We start from the raw sequence: 19,391 nt of genomic DNA on the forward strand, positions 1-19,391 counted from the left end.
CCCGTGAACGTATTCACCATCAAAGACCTTGAAAATCTTTCGGGCATTAAAGCGCATACGATCCGGATCTGGGAACAACGCTATTCTTTTCTGAAACCCAAACGAACGGAGACGAACATACGCTATTACAGCACCGAAGAATTAAAAGCTGTTTTGAACATCGCTTTGCTCAACAAGTACGGCTACAAGATCTCACATATAGACAAAATGAGCACAGACGAAATGCGGCAGAAGATCATTGAACTGTCGCACGCTGAAGCACAACAGGAAAGATTGATCAACGACCTTGTTCAATACATGGTGGATCTGGATATCCAGCGTTTCGAAGAAGTGCTCAACCAGTTCATCCGCGCAAGAGGGATCGAGAGAACCATTACCCAGCTTGTGTTTCCGTTCCTCGATAAGATCGGTATACTCTGGATGACCAACTTCATTCAACCCGCGCAGGAGCATCTTGTGGCCAATATCATAAGGCAGAAACTGATCGTTGGTATCGAGAATGTGCACAGCAGTATGAGCACTGATAAGATTGTGGTGCTCTTTCTTCCCGAAGGCGAGTATCATGAGCTCGGACTTTTGTATCTCTACTATCTGCTGAAGAGTAAAGGAGTGCAGGTACTTTACCTGGGTTCGGATGTGCCTGTACGTGATATGGAGTTCCTGGTGAATGCCAAAAGACCGGATTTTCTGCTCACGCACCTCACCAGCGTTCCTGCTAATTTCAGCATCGATAAATTCCTGAACCATTTCCAGGCAACTGTCCCCGAAGCAAAGCTGGTAATCTCAGGACAACTGGCTGTCTGTTACCCCCGTAAGACCTATCCGAATGTTTCTTTCAAGAGAAGTTTACAGGAAGTTATGGAGTTTATTACCAGCCTGTAATTGATTGATAATGTGTGCGATGGACATTTTAACATATTCCTCCGAACACTTAACGCAAAGTCTGATAATCTATGTTTAAATTTGTATCGTAATTATTTAAACACCTTGAGCCATGTCGACGATAGAATTTAACCAAATGCTGGTGAAGAATGCAGACTTTCTCAAGCCTTTTGCAATTACTCTCACCAGGGACTCAGAAGCGGCTAAAGACTTGTTTCAGGAAACTTTATACAGAGCTTTGGCCAATAAGGATAAGTATAACGTAGGGACGAATATTAAGGCCTGGCTGTACACCATCATGCGAAATATTTTCATTAACAACTATCGCAGGAAGGTAAAGCAGAATGTAATTTTCGATAGCACTCCCAACGATTTTCTGATTGATCAGAGCCAGGCGGTAACCATCAATGGCGCTGAAGGTACATTGCGATTGAAAGATATTCAGGCAGCAGTTCATAACCTGCCCGAGATCTTCAGGAATCCTTTTCTCTTGTATTTCGATGGATTCAAATACCATGAGATCGCAGAAATGCTGGATGAACCACTGGGTACCATCAAGAGCAGGATACACTTTGCCCGTAAGTTGTTAAAAACACAGATCCATCGCTTTTAATTGTTGCGTGTAAACGTATTATAGCTGTCAAATAATTCTACAGGCGCGATACAGTTGACCAAAATGGTTAGCTTTATCACGCCTTTTTCTTTTTATCCCTTGACAACAATTACAACATATCCGAAAACACGCAAACAGGCTATTGTGATCGGCAGCGGATTTGCGGGTCTTGCAGCCGCAAGCTGCCTTGCACGTGAGGGCTGGAAAGTAACAGTGCTGGAAAAGCAATGCAGTCCGGGTGGCCGTGCGCGTCAGTTACAATCTACAGGCTTCTCCTTTGATATGGGCCCCAGCTGGTACTGGATGCCTGACATCTTCGAAAGGTATTTTGCACTCTTCGGCAAAAAGGTGAGCGACTACTATACGCTGCAAAGGCTCGATCCGTCTTACCGCGTGTACTGGCCGGAACACCATTCCGATATTCCTGCTGATCCCGCCGCGTTCCGTAATTTCCTCGAAAGTCTGCAACCCGGATCTGCAAAGCGTTTGGATAAATTCCTTCGCGAAGCGGAATACAAATACCAGACAGGCATGCGCAAACTGGTGTTCAAACCAGGAAGGTCGCTCTGGGAATATGTTGACCTTGATGTGATGCTGGGATTGTTCCGTCTTGATTTGCTCTCTTCCATGAAATCGCATATCGGTAAATTCTTCCAGCATCCAGGTCTCCGGCAGTTGATGGAATTTCCCGTGCTCTTCCTCGGTGCATTGCCGGAGAATACACCTGCATTGTACAGCCTGATGAATTATGCAGATATTCAACTGGGAACCTGGTATCCGCAGGGCGGCATGTACAGCGTAGTAACGGGCATGTATAACCTGGCTTTGGAACTGGGTGTGGAATTCAGGTTCAATGAGGCGGTTACTGCGCTTAAAACTAACGGTAACAATATCCACCAGGTAATCACGGAACAGGGGAATTATACGCCGGATGTAGTAATAGGCGCAGCAGATTATCATTTTATCGAAACACAGTTATTGCCTCCCGCTGCCCGCAGTTACAGCAGTGAATACTGGGATTCCCGTGTGCTGGCGCCAGGTTGTTTGCTTTGGTATGTTGGGCTTAGCAGGAAGCTGAACAATGTAAGTCATCATAATCTTTTCTTCGATACGGATTTCAATCGTCATGCCAACCAGATTTACAGCAGTAAGGAATGGCCCGATGATCCGCTCTTTTATGTGAGCATTCCATCGGTAACGGATGATACTGTAGCGCCGGAAGGAGGAGAGAATCTTTTCTTCCTGGTGCCGGTAGCTGCTGGTCTTACCGGTGATGATGAAACACTGCGGGAGAAATATTTCAACCAGATCGTTCAGCGTTTTGAGCAGCGCATAGGTCAGTCCATTTCAGATGCCATTGTGTTCCGGAAATCCTTTGCGGTTTCCGATTTCATGCAGGAATACAATGCGTTCAAAGGAAATGCTTACGGCCTTGCCAATACGCTGAAACAAACTGCGATCTTAAAACCTTCCTGCAGAAGTAAGAAACTGAATAATCTTTTCTATGCCGGTCAATTAACGGTACCGGGCCCGGGTGTACCTCCCAGTCTGATCAGTGGGGAAGTAGTAGCCAAACAGGTGTTGAAATATTTCTGATGCAATCATGAAATATCTCCACAAACTCCCTCACAGCAGCAGATAGTTTTGGCAGAATTGTGATCTTTTGCGTAATTGGACAAAGAAGCTATTCAGCAAACATGTTGCAACTTTTTCACCATGTAAGTCATCGATGCAGTAAGGCTACTGCAGAAACCTACAGCACTTCTTTTGCTGCTGCCATCCGATTGCTGCATAAAGACCTGCGCGTTCCTGTGTACAGCATTTACGGCCTCGTCAGGTTTGCTGATGAGATCGTAGACAGCTTTCATCATTGTGATAAAGCTGCCTTGTTGCAGGAGTTTGAAGCAGATACCTGGAAATCCATTCAACAAGGCATCAGTCTCAACCCCATCCTGCACAGCTTTCAGCAGACTGTCAACCAGTACCAGATAGATCATGAACTGATCAGCGCTTTCTTTCACAGCATGAGAATGGACCTCACACGCAGCCGCCATGAACAACAGAGTTATGCTGAATACATATACGGAAGCGCTGAAGTAGTGGGCCTGATGTGCCTTACCGTTTTCTGTGAAGGAGATACAAAACTTTACCAGCAACTGAAACCCTATGCGCAATCGCTGGGCGCTGCTTTCCAGAAAGTGAATTTCCTACGGGACATGAAGGCAGACCAGCAACAATTGCAACGTATATACTTCCCCGGTATCAGCTCCCTGAATTGGAATGAGTCCAGCAAACAGGAAATCGAGAAAGATATAAAAATGGATTTCGAGCAGGCATACAAAGGCGTTATGCTGCTCCCGTTGAAAGCGAGGTTTGGAGTGTATGTGGCTTACCGTTACTACTGGTCGCTTTTCAGGAAGATCAGGCGCAGTACTCCTGCCGCTATCATGGAAAAAAGGATCAGGATCCCTAACTATCACAAAGCCATGATCTTAGTTGGCGCCCGCTTTTCACGGGTTTTGCAGTAAATTGCGGTATGAACGGAACGCAGGAAGTAATATTGGTGAACGAAAGGGACGAACCCATCGGAACGATGGAAAAAATTGAAGCACACAGGAAAGCGGCATTGCACCGCGCATTCAGTGTTTTCATCTTTAACAGCAAAGGAGAAATGCTGCTGCAGCAACGAGCCCTGAATAAATATCACAGTGCAGGTCTCTGGACTAACGCCTGCTGCAGTCATCCTGCTCCCGGCGAAGCCACGGCAGATGCTGCACACAGAAGATTACAGGAAGAGCTTGGCTTCAGCACCAGTCTCGAAAAGATCTTCGATTTCACTTATCAAACTGCTTTTGACAACGGACTGATAGAACATGAATTTGACCATGTGTTTGCAGGTCAGTATGAACAGCGGATCACACCCAATCCGGAAGAAGTGAAGGATGTCTGCTACAAAAGCCTGGAAGATATTCAGCAATCACTGCAAACACATCCTCAGAAATATACATCCTGGTTCCATATCGCTTTCCCGAAAGTAAAGGAATGGGCGGTACAACAGGGACTGGTTCAGCCTACAATCTGATGGTATGCACTGGCTACTTTATCTCGCAATCCTGATCGGCACATTCATCCTCATGGAGGGCATCACCTGGTGCACACACAAGTTTGTGATGCACGGATTCCTCTGGTACCTGCATGAAGACCATCATCAACCCACACCAGGTTTCTTCGAGAAGAATGATGCTTTCTTCGTGATCTTCGCCATTCCCAGTTTTTTATGTATCCTCTTCGGTACACTCGATAAGATCTACTGGCTGCAGGCTGTTGGTTTCGGTATCATGGCCTATGGCGTTGCTTATTTCCTGGTGCATGATGTGATCATCCACCAACGCTTCAAATGGTTTTCCCGCTCCAACAATACATACGTGCGTGCTATCCGCTGGGCGCATAAGATGCACCATAAGCATCTCGATAAACAGGAAGGCGAAAGCTTCGGTATGTTATACGTTCACCGTAAATACTGGAATAAGGTCCGGAATGATAAGAAACGAGCCCGGCAATAACCGCCATTACGATTATATTTTCACCGGGGCCGGCTGCGCCGCCATGAGCCTGCTGATGCGCCTGTTACAACATCCTTCTACCAGTAACAAACGGGTCCTGCTGGTGGATAAAGACAATTCCGGCATGCGCAACAAAACCTGGTGCTTCTGGGAAACGGGTACAGGTTTTTTTGAATCCATCGTTCACCAGGAATATGAACGGCTGTGGTACCACGGTAATGGTTATTCGCAATGTAGCAGTATCCTGCCTTATCATTACAAAATGGTCAGGGGAGAGGATTTTTACAATCATTGTATGGAAGAGACTTCCCGGCACCCGAATGTGGAATGGCTCAGCGGAGAAGTGTCTGCCATCGATGGCGATGGAGAAGAAGCTATGGTGAAGATCAACGGAGAATTATATTCAGCTTCCTACATTTTCAACAGCATCATTTTCCGGCCGCCTGCTTTGAAAAAGAATGAGCATATGCTGTTGCAGCATTTCAAAGGTTGGTTCATCGAAGCCGAAGATCTGGTATTTGATCCTTCGGCAGCCACGCTGATGGACTTTCGCGTATCGCAGGAACACGGAACTGCTTTTGTTTATGTGATGCCTTTGAGCAAACGGAAGGCATTGGTGGAATATACACTGTTCACTGCTGAGTTGCTGACTGCAGAACAATATGAAGCCGCTCTGAAACTGTACATACAGGCCAATATTAAAACTGCGTACACTATATTGAATAAAGAAGAAGGAAAGATCCCCATGACCAATTACCGCTGGCCGGAATCCAAAGGAAGGCTCATCAATATCGGCACGGCTGGTGGACAAACCAAACCCAGCAGCGGCTATACTTTTCAATTCATCCAGCAACAGGCCGATTTGCTGGCTAAGCAACTTGCAAATGGAGAGAGACCCCGGCCCGGGAGCTATCAGCGTACCCGCTTTCATTTTTACGATGCTGTACTGCTGGAAGTGCTGGCCAAACAATACCTTCCCGGCGAAACCATCTTCACACGTTTGTTCAGGAAGAACAAACTCTCCCGCGTGTTACAGTTCCTCGGCAATCAAAGCGAGTTGACCGGCGAACTCCGCATTATCAGTGTGTTGCCTAAATGGCCCTTTCTGAAAGCTGCACTGAATCAGGTTTTCCGTTGATAAACTTTTTTTTTGACTTATCTGGTCTGCTTTTGGCAAAGTAATTGCTTCTAAAACCCGCGGTAATCCTGTACACTAACCGTGAAGTTGATGTCTTATGAAACACCGTTTACACGTATTCCTGGCAGTATGCCTGCTGGCATGCTATCAACTCTCAGCACAAGTTAATTATACAGCTAATAATACTGTTCCTGCTTACAACGGGAAATTCATGTATGGCACCAATGGCGGGTGGTACGGAAATTCCTGGGACGATAAGGCGCTCGCCGATATCGCTGCAGGCAATCCCGCAAAGAGTGTAAAAGGAGTAGGCTCCAAAACTTTCAGGCCAGCACTTCCCGAAGAATTCCTCGAATCATGGGGCTATGATATCCGCCTCGCTGAATTTACTCATTACGCTACGCTGGGTGTGAAGGACAATACAGTCTTTCTCAATACTGCATCTCCCGCGCATAAAGACAATGCCAAATACAATGGTTGCGGCGATGAGTCAGTACTCTGGAAGAATATGTACGAGCCAATCTGGGACGGAGGGGCCAATGGCACACCTGTGAATGAGAACAACTACTTCGCCCTCTATATCTATAAAACCGTTACCCGGTACAAAGGCTGGGTGAAGTTCTGGGAGATCATCAATGAACCTGATTACGACAATGCCGGAAATGGATGGAAAAAGAAAGGAGAGGCTGGCAACTGGTGGGACAATAACCCGCCGCCTTGTGATCTTCCCAACATGAAAGCGCCCATCTATCACTATGTGCGCCTCCTCCGCATTGCTTACGAAGTGGTGAAAACAGTTGATCCTACCGCCTACGTTACCACCGGGGGACTTGGTTATATCAGTTTCCTGGATGCGATCCTCCGCAATACAGACAACCCAACCAATGGCACCGTAACAGGCGATTATCCACTCAAAGGCGGAGCCTATTTTGATGTGCTCAGTTTTCACAGCTATCCCATGTTCAACCTGGCCACCTGGAGCGATGCCAATGGCGGAGGGTGGGTGTACAAACGCCACTCCGATGCTGCCGTGGCAGAATATGTAAAACTGAAACAGGATTTCTACAATGTGCTCGCCACCTACGGATATAACGGGTCACAATACCCGAAAAAATTATTCATCTGCACGGAGAACAATATCCCTAAGAAATCATTCGGCAGCATGATCGGTTCTGAAGATGCACAGAAAAACTACATCATCAAAACCCTGGTGGCCAGTCAGAAGAACGAGATCCGGCAATATTACACCTTCGTTCTCGGCGATTCCCGCACACTTTCAGAAGCCACTGATGGTTTTCAAACGATGGGACTTTATCAGAAACTTGAAGGGGCAGGACCATTCGCCAATGGCGGAGCTTACAGGCAGCAATACAATAAAGAAGGCATTGCTTTCAAAACTACTTCTGATCTCTTGCGTGGTTCTGTATATGATGCTACACGTACCGCCGCGCTACAACTCCCGGCCACAATAGATGGTGCTGCTTTCAAAGATGATAAGGGATTGTTCACATATGTGCTCTGGGCCAAAACCACTAAAGACCTGGTGGAAAACCCAACCGCAACCTATTCGTTTCCTGCGGCACTTAACCTTACAGGAAGAGTGTATAAAAAGGAATGGAATTTTGCAGAAAGCAATGTGACTACCACCATTACCAGCCAGGGTATCGCGCTTACAGGCACTCCCATCTTCCTGACAGGGGAAACTTCAGTTGTTCCGCTGCCAGAGAAACCACCACCCACAGGCCCCGGCGAAGAAGAGGAGCCTGGCCGTGATCTCGCATTGAGCCTCTATCCAAATCCCACTTCGGATATGACCAGTATCCGCTTTACCCTGAAAGCGCCCACCAGCGTACGTCTTTCACTGTACACATCAGATGGTAAATTTGTTGGAATGGCCATCCCCAATATAACCTATCAGAAAGGCACCCATACCGTTCCGTTATATCTCACGCGCACACTGAGCTCAGGTGTTTACATCTGCCGCTTTGAAGCCGATATCATTAACCGGGTAGAAAAACTGGTGATTGGGAGATGATCACAATCCTGTAGTTTTGTTCTCATGTTGGGAAATATCCTTCTCATAGACGACGAAGAAAAACTTCGCAGTCTGCTCAAACGCATCATCAGTCTTGAAGGCTTCACCGTTTTTGAAGCTGCCGATCTGAAGTCGGCCGGTAAAATGCTGGAGCGGGAATCCATTGATGTGGTGTTGAGCGATGTGAAACTTCCTGATGGCAGCGGAGTAGTAAATGCCGCCGGCATCAAATCTAAATATCCCTTCATCGAGATCATCCTGCTCACTGCCTATGGCAATATCCCTGATGGCGTACAGGCCATGAAGAACGGGGCTTTCGATTATATTACCAAGGGTGATGATAACGATAAGATCATTCCGCTGCTCAATCGCGCCATGGAGCAGGTGCAACTCAGAAAAAGGGTAGCACAATTAGAGCAACAGGTAGGAAAAAGATACAGCTTCGATAATATCATCGGTAATTCTCCACGTATCAAAGAAGCCATTGCGCTTGCCCAGCGGGTGGCGCCAACAGATGCAACCGTATTGCTGCTGGGAGAAACAGGTACCGGCAAAGAAGTGTTTGCCCAGGCCATTCACAATGGCAGCAAACGTGCAGGCCAGGCATTTCTGCCACTGAATTGCAGCGCTTTCACCAAAGAGCTTTTGGAGAGCGAACTTTTCGGTCATAAAGCCGGCGCTTTTACCGGCGCCATGAAAGACAAGAAAGGACTGATCGAGGAAGCGCATAATGGAACGCTTTTCCTGGACGAGATCGGCGAAATGCACATCGATCTTCAGAGCAAACTGTTACGTGTACTCGAAAACAACGAATTCATCAAAGTGGGGGATACCAAACCTACCAAAGTGAATGTGCGGGTGATTGCCGCCACCAATCGCGGTTTACAACTAGAGGTTGATAATGGCCGGTTCCGCGAAGATCTTTTTTACCGGCTGAATGTGTTTACCATCAATCTTCCATCGCTCAATGAACGAAAGGAAGATATACAGGCGCTTGCAGCACATTATCTCTCCCTCTTTGCCGCTAAAACCAATAACCGTCTAACGGGTATGAGCAAGGATTTTCTTGCTCAATTGCAGCAACATTCCTGGAAAGGCAATATCCGGGAGCTCAAGAATATCATGGAAAGGGCCGTGATCCTTTCTGATGGTAACGAGTTGACCAGTGAAAGCCTCCCCCTCGAATTCCAGCAATCCATTCCATCCGGTACGGATAACAATACATTATCTGCCTTTTCTCTCGCCAGTGTTGAAAAACTGCATATCCAGCGCGTGCTCAATCACACGAAGGGAAATAAAACGGAAGCTGCCAGACTTCTTAATATCGGGCTTACCACACTCTACAGGAAGATCGAAGAATACCATCTTTCCTGATCTATTCCATCCTTAAACTTTTGACGGGATTTGCCAGTGCTGCCCTTACAGATTGCACACTGACTGTGAGTATGGCAATCAGGAAAGCCAGTGTTCCTGCGATGGCATATACCGTCCAGCCGATCTCGATCCTGTAGGCAAATCCCTGTAGCCATGAATGCATGGCATACCAGGAGAGCGGTACGGCAATCACTATTGCAATGGCCACCAGCTTCAGGAGGTCGCTGGTGAGTATGCGGATGATGGTGGGCACATTAGCGCCCAATACTTTTCTTACGCCGATTTCCCTGGTGCGTATTTGCGCCGTGTAGGTAACCAGTCCCAGTAATCCCAGGCAGGAAATGAAAATGGCGATGCCGGAGAAAACATTGTACAATGTTCCTGTTCGGATTTCAGTGATGTACAGTTTTTGATAGGCGTCATCGAGGAAGGCATAGGTGAAAGGGAATTCCGGATTGTATTTTTTCCATTCGGCAGCGGCGGCTGCCACTGCTTTGGAAGCATCCTTGCCGGTGGTTTTGATGTAAAGAACGGAATAATCATTATCCGGACTGAAATGGAAGATAGCAGGTTTGATGGCCTGGCGAAGGGATTGAAAATGGAAATCCTTTACTACGCCAATGATAGTTCCTTCTGTTTTCCAAAGTTTGAATCGCTTGCCGATCGGGTCCTGGATGCGGGCCGCTTTCACGGCTGTTTCATTCAGGATGAAATGCATGGAATCAGCAACTGAGCCTGTAAAGTTCTTGCCGGCAGCGAGTTTCATATCAAAGAAGGGAATGAAATCCTGGTTAATGGCCATAGGGCTGAGCATCAGGGTCTCTCCGTTTTGTTTCCCATCCCAATCGTTATCCCCGGTTTGTTGTTCGTTATTGATGATCTCGGTGGCAGACCAGGTAACAGCTGTTACAGCAGGGTCTTTCAGCAGTGATGCTTTTACGGCGTCAAAATGCCCGGCCATATTGTTCATACGCATAGACAGCACATGCTCCCTGTTATAACTGACCTGTTTTGAGCGGAGGTATGACAATTGTTTTCCGACAATGATAGTTCCGGTAATGAGCATCACGGAGAAAGTGAATTGCACCACTACCAGTGCGCGGCGGAACATCACGTCGCTGATGCGTGCAGCTATCTTGCCCCTCAGTGCTTTCAGCGGTTCGAAGGAAGATAAGAGCATGGCGGGATAGATCCCGGAAAGCAGCAATGTGCCGCAAATGGTAATGAGGACCAGCGCCCATACATGCCAGGAACCAAAGTTGACTGATAACTCTTTTCCCGAGATCATATTGAAAACCGGCGTGAGCACCACTACCAGCATCAGTGAAATAATAGTGGCGGCAATGAACAGCAAGGTAGTCTCTGCAATGAATTGCATGAACAATTGCCAACGGGCAGCGCCAATGATCTTTCGCAGGCTTACTTCTTTGGCGCGCAACATGGCGCGGGCAGTAGAAAGGTTTACATAGTTCACACAGGCGATCAGCAGGATGAATATGGCAATGATGATGAAGATCCTTACAGTGCCGATTCCTCCATCTGTTCCGTCTGCATTATATAAATGCATTTTCTCCAGTGGCAGGAACAGGTATTCAACATCGGTATCCTCCGGCTTAATGCGGAGGTGCAGGTTACGCAGTGTTGTTGATAAATTGCTCAAAGACATTCCTGGTTTCAGCAACAAGAATGTATGGTAGTTGAAGTAACTGAAATCATTATCGATACTTCTTCCATTGGTATTGCCGCTGTACATTTTTTGCGCCATCAGGGCCATCGGAAAGAACATATCACCCTGGATGCTGGAGTTCTTTGGGAAATCACGGATGATACCGCTGACCGTGAACAGTTCCCCGTTTTCGGCGCTGATCGTTTTTCCTATCGGGTCTGCCTGATCGAAATATTTCCTGGCAGTACTTTCCGTGATCACGATGGAATGAAGATCGGGAAAAGGATTTGCCGCATCACCCTTGATGATGGGGAAGTCGAAAATTTTGAAGATAGAAGCGTCTGCATAGAACTTAAGCTGTTCCTGGAAAGTTTTCTCACCATATTTGAATAAACGGTTATTACCGTTATAGGTTAGTCTGGCATATGCTTCCACGCCAGGGACTTCTGCATGCGCCATCACACCGATCGGTGCAGCAGTGTTTGTCCATAACTCGCGGCTGCTGCCTGTGCCGGCCATATTTTCTACACGGTAAATATGTTTTGCCTGTTTGTGAAAGCGGTCAAAACTGAATTCATCCTGCACCCATAAAAGGATCAGGATCCCAACTGATAATCCCACTGCAAGTCCACCGATATTAAGAATGGTATAGAACCTGTTCTTTAACAGGTTGCGCCAGGCAGTTTTGAAATAGTTAGTCAGCATTCAGGTCAGTTTAAGTTCGTTCATTCTTCCCCAAAAAGATGCCACAACTCAATTGCGTGTAAATCAATTATGTGTGTCAGGTTTCTTGCATCATTCTGTCCGGTATTGATACAAATTGTGTACGACTTTGAGCCGTACGGAATAGCCATGCCAAAATGAAAATACCATTTTTCAAAATGGCAGGGTTGGGATATTGGCGAATATCACCCCCGTTTTATTTTGTTTGATGAAACGCCCGTTCCTGCTGCTTTATAACCCTGCATCTTTTTTGGCATGTTCCCCGGCACCCCCTTTGCCAATATTGGGTCGTAATAAAAATTTCAAAAAATGAAAAGACAGTTCCTCCGCATCCGGCTTCATGTTCTGATCCCAGTGATCTATGTGACGATTTTGGTGATCGGCGTGCTGGTACGTTCATTATTCTAAAATCAATTTGTATGCTCACCATTTCATTGATCGCGGCCGGTCTGATTTGTTTCTGGCTGTTCTTCAAATGCATCGACTTCTTTGAAAAAGTATAAAAATGGACTCACTATGATGACAGCCTTGCTGATTGTATCGGTGGTAGTATTCATCTACCTCGTTTACGTTTTACTCAAACCCGAAAAATTTTAATCCTAAACGTATCGGACAATGAACACAGAATTATTCGGCGTGATCGTTACTTTTCTTCTTACCATTTTGCTGGCATTTCCGCTTGGAAAGTATATCGCCCGCGTATTCAAAGGAGAAAAGACTTTCACCGATTTTATGGCACCGCTGGAAAGGATCATCTTCCGCTTCAGTGGTATCGACCCCCGGAAGAAAATGAACTGGAAGGAATTCCTGAAAGCTATGCTTACCATCAACATGCTCTGGCTGGTGTATGCATTCTTATTATTGCTCTTTCAGGGAAACTTACCGATGAACCCGGATGGCAACCCCGGTCAAACTCCTGACCTGGCTTTCAATACGGCCATCAGTTTCCTGGTGAACTGTAACCTGCAACACTATTCAGGAGAATCAGGCGTTACTTACCTCACGCAAACATTTGTGTTGATGTTCCTTCAGTTTGTGAGTGCAGCTACTGGTATCGCAGCTTTAATTGGCGTATTCAACGGATTGAAAGAACGCACCACTAATAGTCTTGGTAACTTTTGGAACATTTTTACAAAAACGATTACGCGCATATTGCTGCCGCTTTGCGTGATTGTGGCGCTGATACTCGCTTTCAACGGAACACCGGCCAGTTACGATGGTAAGGACTCCATCGTTACCCTGCAAGGCGATTCCATGCAGGTGAGCCGCGGCCCTGCCGCAGCTTTTATTGCCATCAAGCATCTCGGCACCAATGGCGGTGGTTATTTCGGAACTAACTCAGCACACCCACTGGAAAACCCCAATTACTTCACCAATATGGTGGAACTGATTGCTCAGGTGATCATCCCCGTTGCATTGATATTCGCACTTGGATTTTATATCAACAGGAAAAAATTTGCCTATGTGATCTTTGGGATAATGACAGTTGGTATGCTCTGTTTGCTGATTCCTGCCATGAACGGGGAAATGAATGGAAACCCTGCAATTGCCAAGATGGGCGTTGCTCAGGCAACAGGAGCTATGGAAGGTAAGGAAGTCCGCTTTGGGCCTGCTTCATCAGCATACTGGAGTATTGTAACCACCATTATCTCAACCGGCTCCGTCAATTCCATGCACGACAGCTCGATGCCTTTATCCGGCATGATGCAAATGCTTGGCATGATGATCAACGCCTTTTATGGCGGTTGCGGTGTAGGAGTACTTAACTACCTTATTTATCTCATCATTGCAGTTTTCATCGCGGGTTTGATGGTAGGACGAACACCTGAATTCATGGGGCATAAAGTGGAAGCGCGTGAAGTGAAGATCGCTGCTTTTGTAACGCTCTTCTCTGCCTTCCTTTTGAAAGCAGGTACAGCTGTTGCGGCTTACCTGTTAGCATCACATGCGGGACAGGACTGGGCAGCGAAACCAGAGAACTGGCTCAATAATCCCGGCTTCCACGGATTTTCCGAAATGCTTTATGAGTTCACTTCCGCCAATGCCAATAACGGAAGTGGTTTTGAAGGGCTTGGGGATAACAATATTTTCTGGAACATATCAACAGGCTTTGTATTGCTGTTGAGCAGGTTCATCCCCATCATCGGACCTGTAGCTATCATTGGGTTGTTGGCGAACAAAAAGTATATCCCTGCTTCGGGTGGAACGCTCAGGACAGATTCATTGACTTTTGGTGGTGTTACTTTCGCTGTGATCATCATTATCAATGCACTAAGCTACTTTCCTGCACTTGCATTGGGACCACTGGCAGAATACTTCAGCATGCGTTAATCAAATCCCTACTGATCAATTAATGAAAAATGAAAAATACAAATCAAAATAAATTGTTTCCCCGGGAACTGGTGGGCACTGCATTGAAGCAGGCCTTCATCAAACTCAACCCGGTGATGATGTTCCGCAACCCTGTGATGTTTACTGTGGAAGTGGGTACAGCCATCATGATCGCAGTCTGCTGCTGGATCGCAGCAGGTGAAACTTCCCAGGGCAGCCTGGCTTACAACATAGTTGTAACTGCAATTCTTTTCATCACCCTGCTCTTTGCCAATTTCGCGGAAGCCATTGCTGAAGCGCGTGGTAAAGCGCAGGCCGATAGTCTTCGTAAAACCAGGGAAGAAACGCTGGCGAAAAAGATCGATGTGGTAGGAGAGATCTTTACCAATGAGATCAAAACCGTTCGCTCTTCTCAACTCCGCAAAGGCGATCTTTTTGTCTGCGAAACAGGCGATATCATCCCAATGGATGGTGAGATCATAGAAGGGATCGCAACGGTAGATGAAAGCGCTATAACCGGAGAATCCGCACCGGTGATACGTGAAGCCGGTGGTGATAAATCTTCGGTGACCGGCGGTACAAAGGTATTGTCAGACAGAATTGTGGTGCGCGTAACCACAGAGCCCGGCGAAAGTTTCCTGGACAAAATGATTGCGCTGGTAGAAGGCGCTTCACGTCAGAAAACGCCGAATGAGATCGCGCTCACCATTTTGTTGGCGAGCTTCACTATTATCTTCATCATTGTGTGCGTAACGCTGAAACCATTTGCAGATTATGCCAATACCAGCATTACCATTGCTGCATTCATCTCTCTTTTCGTTTGTCTGATCCCTACTACTATCGGCGGCTTATTATCTGCCATCGGTATTGCGGGAATGGACAGGGCCCTGCGCGCCAATGTGATCACCAAGAGCGGCAAGGCTGTTGAAACAGCCGGCGACCTGGATACATTGCTGCTTGACAAAACCGGCACCATCACCATCGGTAACAGAAAGGCCACCAATTTCTGGCCAGCTGATGGAGTTGAGATGAACAGCTTTATTGAATCCTGTGTATGGAGCTCACTCGCTGATGAAACACCGGAAGGTAAATCCATCATTGAACTGGCAAATACCAAAGGACTGAAAACTCCTCATTCAACAGGGGATGCGAAATTTGTAACTTTCACAGCTGAAACCCGCACCAGTGGTATCGATAAATCAGATGGAACGAAGATCCGCAAAGGCGCTTTCGATGCCATCAAAAAAATAGCCACAAAGAACGGATCTTCAGTGCCCGCTGAAACAGAAAGAAAAGTGCAGGAGATCGCGATGAACGGCGGAACACCGCTGGTAGTTACGGTAAACGGAAAAGTTACCGGCACCATCGAGTTGCAGGATATCATCAAGCCCGGCATCCAGGAAAGGTTTGAGCGCCTTCGGAAAATGGGAGTAAAGACTGTGATGGTAACCGGTGATAACCCGCTCACTGCAAAATACATTGCCCATAAAGCTGGTGTTGACGATTTCATTGCCGAGGCCAAACCCGAGGATAAGATGAACTATATAAAGAAAGAACAGGCCAGTGGTAAGCTCGTTGCCATGATGGGTGATGGCACCAATGATGCGCCTGCGCTTGCTCAGGCCGATGTGGGCGTAGCTATGAACAGTGGTACGCAAGCCGCGAAGGAAGCGGGTAATATGGTGGACCTGGATAATGATCCTACCAAACTCATCGAGATCGTTGAGATCGGTAAACAGTTGCTGATGACAAGAGGTACCCTTACTACTTTCTCTATCGCCAATGACGTAGCGAAATATTTCGCCATTGTGCCGGCCCTGTTCATTACCAGCATCCCTGCATTGCAGGCGCTGAATATCATGCACCTGGAAAGCCCGCAGAGCGCTATTCTGTCTGCTGTGATTTTCAATGCCATCATCATTCCGATGCTGATACCATTGGCGCTGCGTGGTGTACAATACAAGCCGATAGGCGCCAATGCACTGCTGCGCAGGAACCTTTTCATCTATGGACTGGGTGGCATCATCGTTCCCTTCATCGGTATAAAACTGATCGATATGCTACTGGCGCTTTTTATGTAATTCAATAAAAGAATAAAAATGAAAAAATATTTGTTGCCTTCTGTAAAGATGACCATCATCATGGTCCTGCTCCTGGCAGTTATCTACCCGGTATTCATCGCGATGGCTTCCAAGCTCGCTCCCGGTGGAGGGAAAGGCAAAACACTTGCAGTGAATGGTAACGTGGTTGGATATGCGAATGTGGGACAAAAATTCACTGAGGATAAATATTTCCAGGGACGTCCTTCTGCCGTGGATTACAATGCGGCAGGATCGGGAGGTTCCAACAAGGGACCATCCAATTCTGATTACCTGCAACAGGTGAAGGACAGGATCGATACTTTCCTGGTGCATAACCCCGGCATTGATAAGGCTTCCATTCCTGCTGAACTGGTAACAGCATCCGGTAGCGGCCTGGATCCGCATCTTTCACCCGCTGCGGCAATGATCCAGGTGAAGCGCATTGCAGCTGTTCGCAATATCGAAGAAGAAAAACTTCATAAATTGGTAGAGGAGCATACCAAAAAGCCCTTGCTGGGAATGCTGGGCCCTGCTACCGTGAATGTGCTGGAACTGAATATCGAATTAGACAAATTGAAATAAAACACAGGAACAAATGAAAAAGTTAATGATAGTAACAGCCGTTGCATGCGGCTTTGGACTGCAGGCTGTTGCCCAGGACTCAACAAAGAGCGGTGCGTTTACAATCAGCGGTTATGCTGAAGCTTATTTCCTCTATGATGCCAACAGACCATTGAACAATACCCGTCCGGGATTTGTGTATAGTCACAACCGCGCCAATGAGGTGAATGTGAACCTGGCCTTTCTGAAAGGTTCTTACAACAATGATCGGGTGCGCGCAAACCTTGCGATCGGGGCAGGCACTTACCTGAATGCCAACCTTGCTGCAGAGCCTGGTGTATTGAAAAATATCTACGAAGCCAATGCCGGTGTGAAACTGTCTAAGAACAGCAATCTCTGGCTGGACGCAGGTATTATGCCTTCCCATATCGGAATGGAAAGCGCGATAGGGAAAGACAACTGGACTGTAACCCGCAGCCTCGTAGCGGATAATTCTCCTTACTATGAAGCGGGGGCCAAACTCGGTTATACCAGCAAAAATGAAAAATGGTATCTCGCTGCCTTGTACCTGAACGGATGGCAACGCATCCAAAGAGTGGATGGAAATTCAACGCCAGCCTTCGGTACGCAGATCACTTTTAAACCTTCATCCTCTGTAACCCTCAACTACAGCACATTTACGGGTAACGACAAACCAGACAGCGTAAGGCTGATGCGCTATTACCACAACGTATACGGTATATTCAGTGTTTCCGATAAATTCGGCATCACTGCCGGATTCGATTATGGAATGGAACAAAAAGAAAAGGGAAAAAGTAAACTCAATAACTGGTACACTGGCGTGATTATCCTGAAATACAGTCCGGATAAAACAAACAGCATTGCACTTCGTGGCGAATACTTCCAGGATGAAAATGGCGTGATCATCGCAACCGGCACACCTGAAGGTTTCAAAACCTTTGGCTGGAGCGTGAACTACGACCGGCAGTTATTTGCCAACGCAGTCTGGAGACTGGAAGTACGCAGTTTCCACGGAAAGGAAGAATATTTTGTAAAAAGAGATCTATCAACCACCAAATCCAGTCCGATCGTTGCAACCGCCATTGCATTGAGCTTTTAAGCAGCGTGTGGCAGTCGCTCGCGTCCCCGCGAGTGACTTCTATTGGTTCGCCTCCGGCGAACAATGAACTCGCCGGAGGCGAGCAAATACAGGTCACTCGCGGGGACGCGAGCGACTGCCACACCTTGAAAAAAGTAAAAAACCTTTTTGAGTCAATTTGATAACAGTACAATTCCCGTATCATGTCTGAAACAGATGAACAACAACATTTCTTAGATCTGATCAGGCAGAGCAGGCGCGGCAAGTTCAAGATCTATATCGGTATGAGCGCCGGTGTGGGCAAAACCTACCGGATGCTGCAGGAAGCGCATACACTACTCCGTAATGGAGTGGATGTAAAGATCGGCTACATCGAAACACATAACCGGAAAGAGACCCATGATCTGCTCGAAGGTTTGCCCGTGATACCACGCAGCCATATTTTTTACAAAGGCAAAGAGTTGGAGGAAATGGATGTTCAGGCAATCCTGAACCTTCGTCCGGAAGTGGTGATCGTAGACGAGCTGGCGCATACCAATATCGAAGGCAGCAAGAACGAAAAACGCTGGCAGGATGTACTGGAAATCCTCAATGCAGGTATCAACGTGGTGAGTGCGGTGAACATTCAGCATATCGAAAGCCTGAATGAAGCGGTGAAAGAGATCACGGGGGTGGATGTTGCCGAACGTGTTCCAGACAGCGTTTTACAAATGGCCGATGAAGTGGTGAATATCGATCTTACAGCAGATGAACTGATCACCCGGCTCAGGGAAGGAAAGATCTATACCAAAGACAAGATCCAAACTGCACTCACCAATTTTTTTCAATCCGAAAAAATCCTCCAGTTGCGCGAGCTGGCGCTCAAGGAAGTGGCATCGCAGGTGGAAGGAAAGATCGAAAGGGAATTGCCGGGCATTGGCAGTGGCCGCGCAGAGCGATTCCTGGCCTGCATCAGTAGCAACCATGCCATTGCCAAAATGGTGATCCGCAAAACGGCCCGCCTGGCCGCCTATTACAATTCCCGCTGGTACGTACTCTACGTGCAAACGCCGAAGGAGTCGGGAGACCGCATCGGTCTCGCTGCTCAAAGACACCTGATCAACAATTTCAAACTGGCTACAGAACTGGGCGGAGAAGTGATCAAACTGGAACATGCCAATATCGCAAAAGGGATCATTGAAGTGGCTGAGCAAAAGAAGATCACTACTATCTGTATCGGGAAACCACACCTGAGTATCTGGAACGTGATCCTGAGTACTGCTGTGTTCAATCAATTACTGACCAAACTGGCGGCTGCTGACATCGATGTTGTAATTTTATCATAA

General features: G+C 47.0%; 16 protein-coding genes. 15 read left to right on the forward strand and 1 reads right to left on the reverse strand.

Annotated elements, in window-relative coordinates; all coding sequences use genetic code 11:
• Positions 1-3 precede the first annotated feature (3 nt).
• The 9 genes from D9Y29_RS12215 to D9Y29_RS12255 all read left to right on the forward strand — a co-directional run bounded on the left by D9Y29_RS12215 (position 4) and on the right by D9Y29_RS12255 (position 9,605).
• Entirely contained in the window at positions 4-882 is an 879-nt protein-coding gene (locus D9Y29_RS12215; protein WP_127128466.1) for a MerR family transcriptional regulator, read from the forward strand.
• 112 nt (positions 883-994) lie between these two features.
• Positions 995-1,495: an RNA polymerase sigma factor gene (locus tag D9Y29_RS12220; RefSeq protein ID WP_127128468.1), complete on the forward strand. Its 501-nt coding sequence runs from the start codon at positions 995-997 to the stop codon at positions 1,493-1,495.
• A gap of 99 nt (positions 1,496-1,594) precedes the next feature.
• Entirely contained in the window at positions 1,595-3,091 is a 1,497-nt protein-coding gene (locus tag D9Y29_RS12225; RefSeq protein ID WP_241237907.1) for a phytoene desaturase family protein, read from the forward strand.
• 101 nt (positions 3,092-3,192) lie between these two features.
• On the forward strand, positions 3,193-4,023 hold the full coding sequence (locus D9Y29_RS12230) for a phytoene/squalene synthase family protein (protein WP_127128472.1): 831 nt from the start codon (positions 3,193-3,195) through the stop codon (positions 4,021-4,023).
• 8 nt (positions 4,024-4,031) lie between these two features.
• The gene (idi, locus tag D9Y29_RS12235; RefSeq protein WP_127128474.1) at positions 4,032-4,577 is read left to right on the forward strand and encodes an isopentenyl-diphosphate Delta-isomerase; all 546 of its coding nucleotides are present in this window, start codon (positions 4,032-4,034) and stop codon (positions 4,575-4,577) included.
• Positions 4,578-4,581: 4 nt separating this feature from the next.
• Positions 4,582-5,058, forward strand: coding sequence for a sterol desaturase family protein (locus D9Y29_RS12240; protein WP_127128476.1), 477 nt, complete (start codon positions 4,582-4,584; stop codon positions 5,056-5,058).
• On the forward strand, positions 5,033-6,196 hold the full coding sequence (locus tag D9Y29_RS12245; protein WP_127128478.1) for a lycopene cyclase family protein: 1,164 nt from the start codon (positions 5,033-5,035) through the stop codon (positions 6,194-6,196). The genes D9Y29_RS12240 and D9Y29_RS12245 overlap by 26 nt, the downstream gene beginning before the upstream one ends.
• Positions 6,197-6,293: 97 nt before the next feature.
• Positions 6,294-8,231 (forward strand): T9SS type A sorting domain-containing protein, encoded by a 1,938-nt coding sequence (locus D9Y29_RS12250; RefSeq protein ID WP_127128480.1) that lies wholly within the window; start codon positions 6,294-6,296, stop codon positions 8,229-8,231.
• Positions 8,232-8,255: 24 nt separating this feature from the next.
• The gene (locus D9Y29_RS12255; protein WP_127128482.1) at positions 8,256-9,605 is read left to right on the forward strand and encodes a sigma-54-dependent transcriptional regulator; all 1,350 of its coding nucleotides are present in this window, start codon (positions 8,256-8,258) and stop codon (positions 9,603-9,605) included.
• Between the two features lies 1 nt (position 9,606).
• Here the strand turns inward: D9Y29_RS12255 and D9Y29_RS12260 are convergent, their stop codons facing one another.
• The gene (locus tag D9Y29_RS12260; RefSeq protein WP_127128484.1) at positions 9,607-11,976 is read right to left on the reverse strand and encodes an ABC transporter permease; all 2,370 of its coding nucleotides are present in this window, start codon (positions 11,974-11,976) and stop codon (positions 9,607-9,609) included.
• A gap of 537 nt (positions 11,977-12,513) precedes the next feature.
• Here D9Y29_RS12260 and kdpF point away from each other — a divergent pair.
• The 6 genes from kdpF (at position 12,514) to D9Y29_RS12290 (ending at position 19,391) form a co-directional block, all read left to right on the forward strand.
• The gene (kdpF, locus tag D9Y29_RS27055) at positions 12,514-12,591 is read left to right on the forward strand and encodes a K(+)-transporting ATPase subunit F (protein WP_225980086.1); all 78 of its coding nucleotides are present in this window, start codon (positions 12,514-12,516) and stop codon (positions 12,589-12,591) included.
• 18 nt (positions 12,592-12,609) lie between these two features.
• Positions 12,610-14,325 (forward strand): potassium-transporting ATPase subunit KdpA, encoded by a 1,716-nt coding sequence (gene kdpA / locus D9Y29_RS12270; protein ID WP_127128486.1) that lies wholly within the window; start codon positions 12,610-12,612, stop codon positions 14,323-14,325.
• 29 nt (positions 14,326-14,354) lie between these two features.
• Positions 14,355-16,406 (forward strand): potassium-transporting ATPase subunit KdpB, encoded by a 2,052-nt coding sequence (kdpB, locus tag D9Y29_RS12275; RefSeq protein ID WP_127128487.1) that lies wholly within the window; start codon positions 14,355-14,357, stop codon positions 16,404-16,406.
• An 18-nt stretch (positions 16,407-16,424) separates the two neighbouring features.
• Entirely contained in the window at positions 16,425-16,988 is a 564-nt protein-coding gene (locus D9Y29_RS12280; protein ID WP_127128489.1) for a K(+)-transporting ATPase subunit C, read from the forward strand.
• 13 nt (positions 16,989-17,001) lie between these two features.
• Complete coding sequence (locus D9Y29_RS12285; protein ID WP_127128491.1) at positions 17,002-18,087, forward strand: porin; 1,086 nt, start codon at positions 17,002-17,004, stop codon at positions 18,085-18,087.
• 182 nt (positions 18,088-18,269) lie between these two features.
• On the forward strand, positions 18,270-19,391 hold the full coding sequence (locus tag D9Y29_RS12290) for a sensor protein KdpD (protein ID WP_127128493.1): 1,122 nt from the start codon (positions 18,270-18,272) through the stop codon (positions 19,389-19,391).

The sequence above is a fragment of the Pseudoflavitalea rhizosphaerae genome (assembly GCF_003991355.1).
Classification (GTDB): Bacteria; Bacteroidota; Bacteroidia; order Chitinophagales; family Chitinophagaceae; genus Pseudobacter; species Pseudobacter rhizosphaerae.

Coding starts and splice junctions, on each gene's coding strand:
- D9Y29_RS12245 (WP_127128478.1), top strand. CDS start 5,033: ATGATAAGAAACGAGCCCGGCAATAACCGCCATTACGATTATATTTTC.
- D9Y29_RS12280 (WP_127128489.1), top strand. CDS start 16,425: ATGAAAAAATATTTGTTGCCTTCTGTAAAGATGACCATCATCATGGTC.
- kdpA (WP_127128486.1), top strand. CDS start 12,610: ATGAACACAGAATTATTCGGCGTGATCGTTACTTTTCTTCTTACCATT.
- D9Y29_RS12250 (WP_127128480.1), top strand. CDS start 6,294: ATGAAACACCGTTTACACGTATTCCTGGCAGTATGCCTGCTGGCATGC.
- kdpB (WP_127128487.1), top strand. CDS start 14,355: ATGAAAAATACAAATCAAAATAAATTGTTTCCCCGGGAACTGGTGGGC.
- D9Y29_RS12240 (WP_127128476.1), top strand. CDS start 4,582: ATGCACTGGCTACTTTATCTCGCAATCCTGATCGGCACATTCATCCTC.
- kdpF (WP_225980086.1), top strand. CDS start 12,514: ATGACAGCCTTGCTGATTGTATCGGTGGTAGTATTCATCTACCTCGTT.
- D9Y29_RS12220 (WP_127128468.1), top strand. CDS start 995: ATGTCGACGATAGAATTTAACCAAATGCTGGTGAAGAATGCAGACTTT.
- idi (WP_127128474.1), top strand. CDS start 4,032: ATGAACGGAACGCAGGAAGTAATATTGGTGAACGAAAGGGACGAACCC.
- D9Y29_RS12290 (WP_127128493.1), top strand. CDS start 18,270: ATGTCTGAAACAGATGAACAACAACATTTCTTAGATCTGATCAGGCAG.
- D9Y29_RS12260 (WP_127128484.1), bottom strand. CDS start 11,976: ATGCTGACTAACTATTTCAAAACTGCCTGGCGCAACCTGTTAAAGAAC.
- D9Y29_RS12230 (WP_127128472.1), top strand. CDS start 3,193: ATGTTGCAACTTTTTCACCATGTAAGTCATCGATGCAGTAAGGCTACT.
- D9Y29_RS12255 (WP_127128482.1), top strand. CDS start 8,256: ATGTTGGGAAATATCCTTCTCATAGACGACGAAGAAAAACTTCGCAGT.
- D9Y29_RS12285 (WP_127128491.1), top strand. CDS start 17,002: ATGAAAAAGTTAATGATAGTAACAGCCGTTGCATGCGGCTTTGGACTG.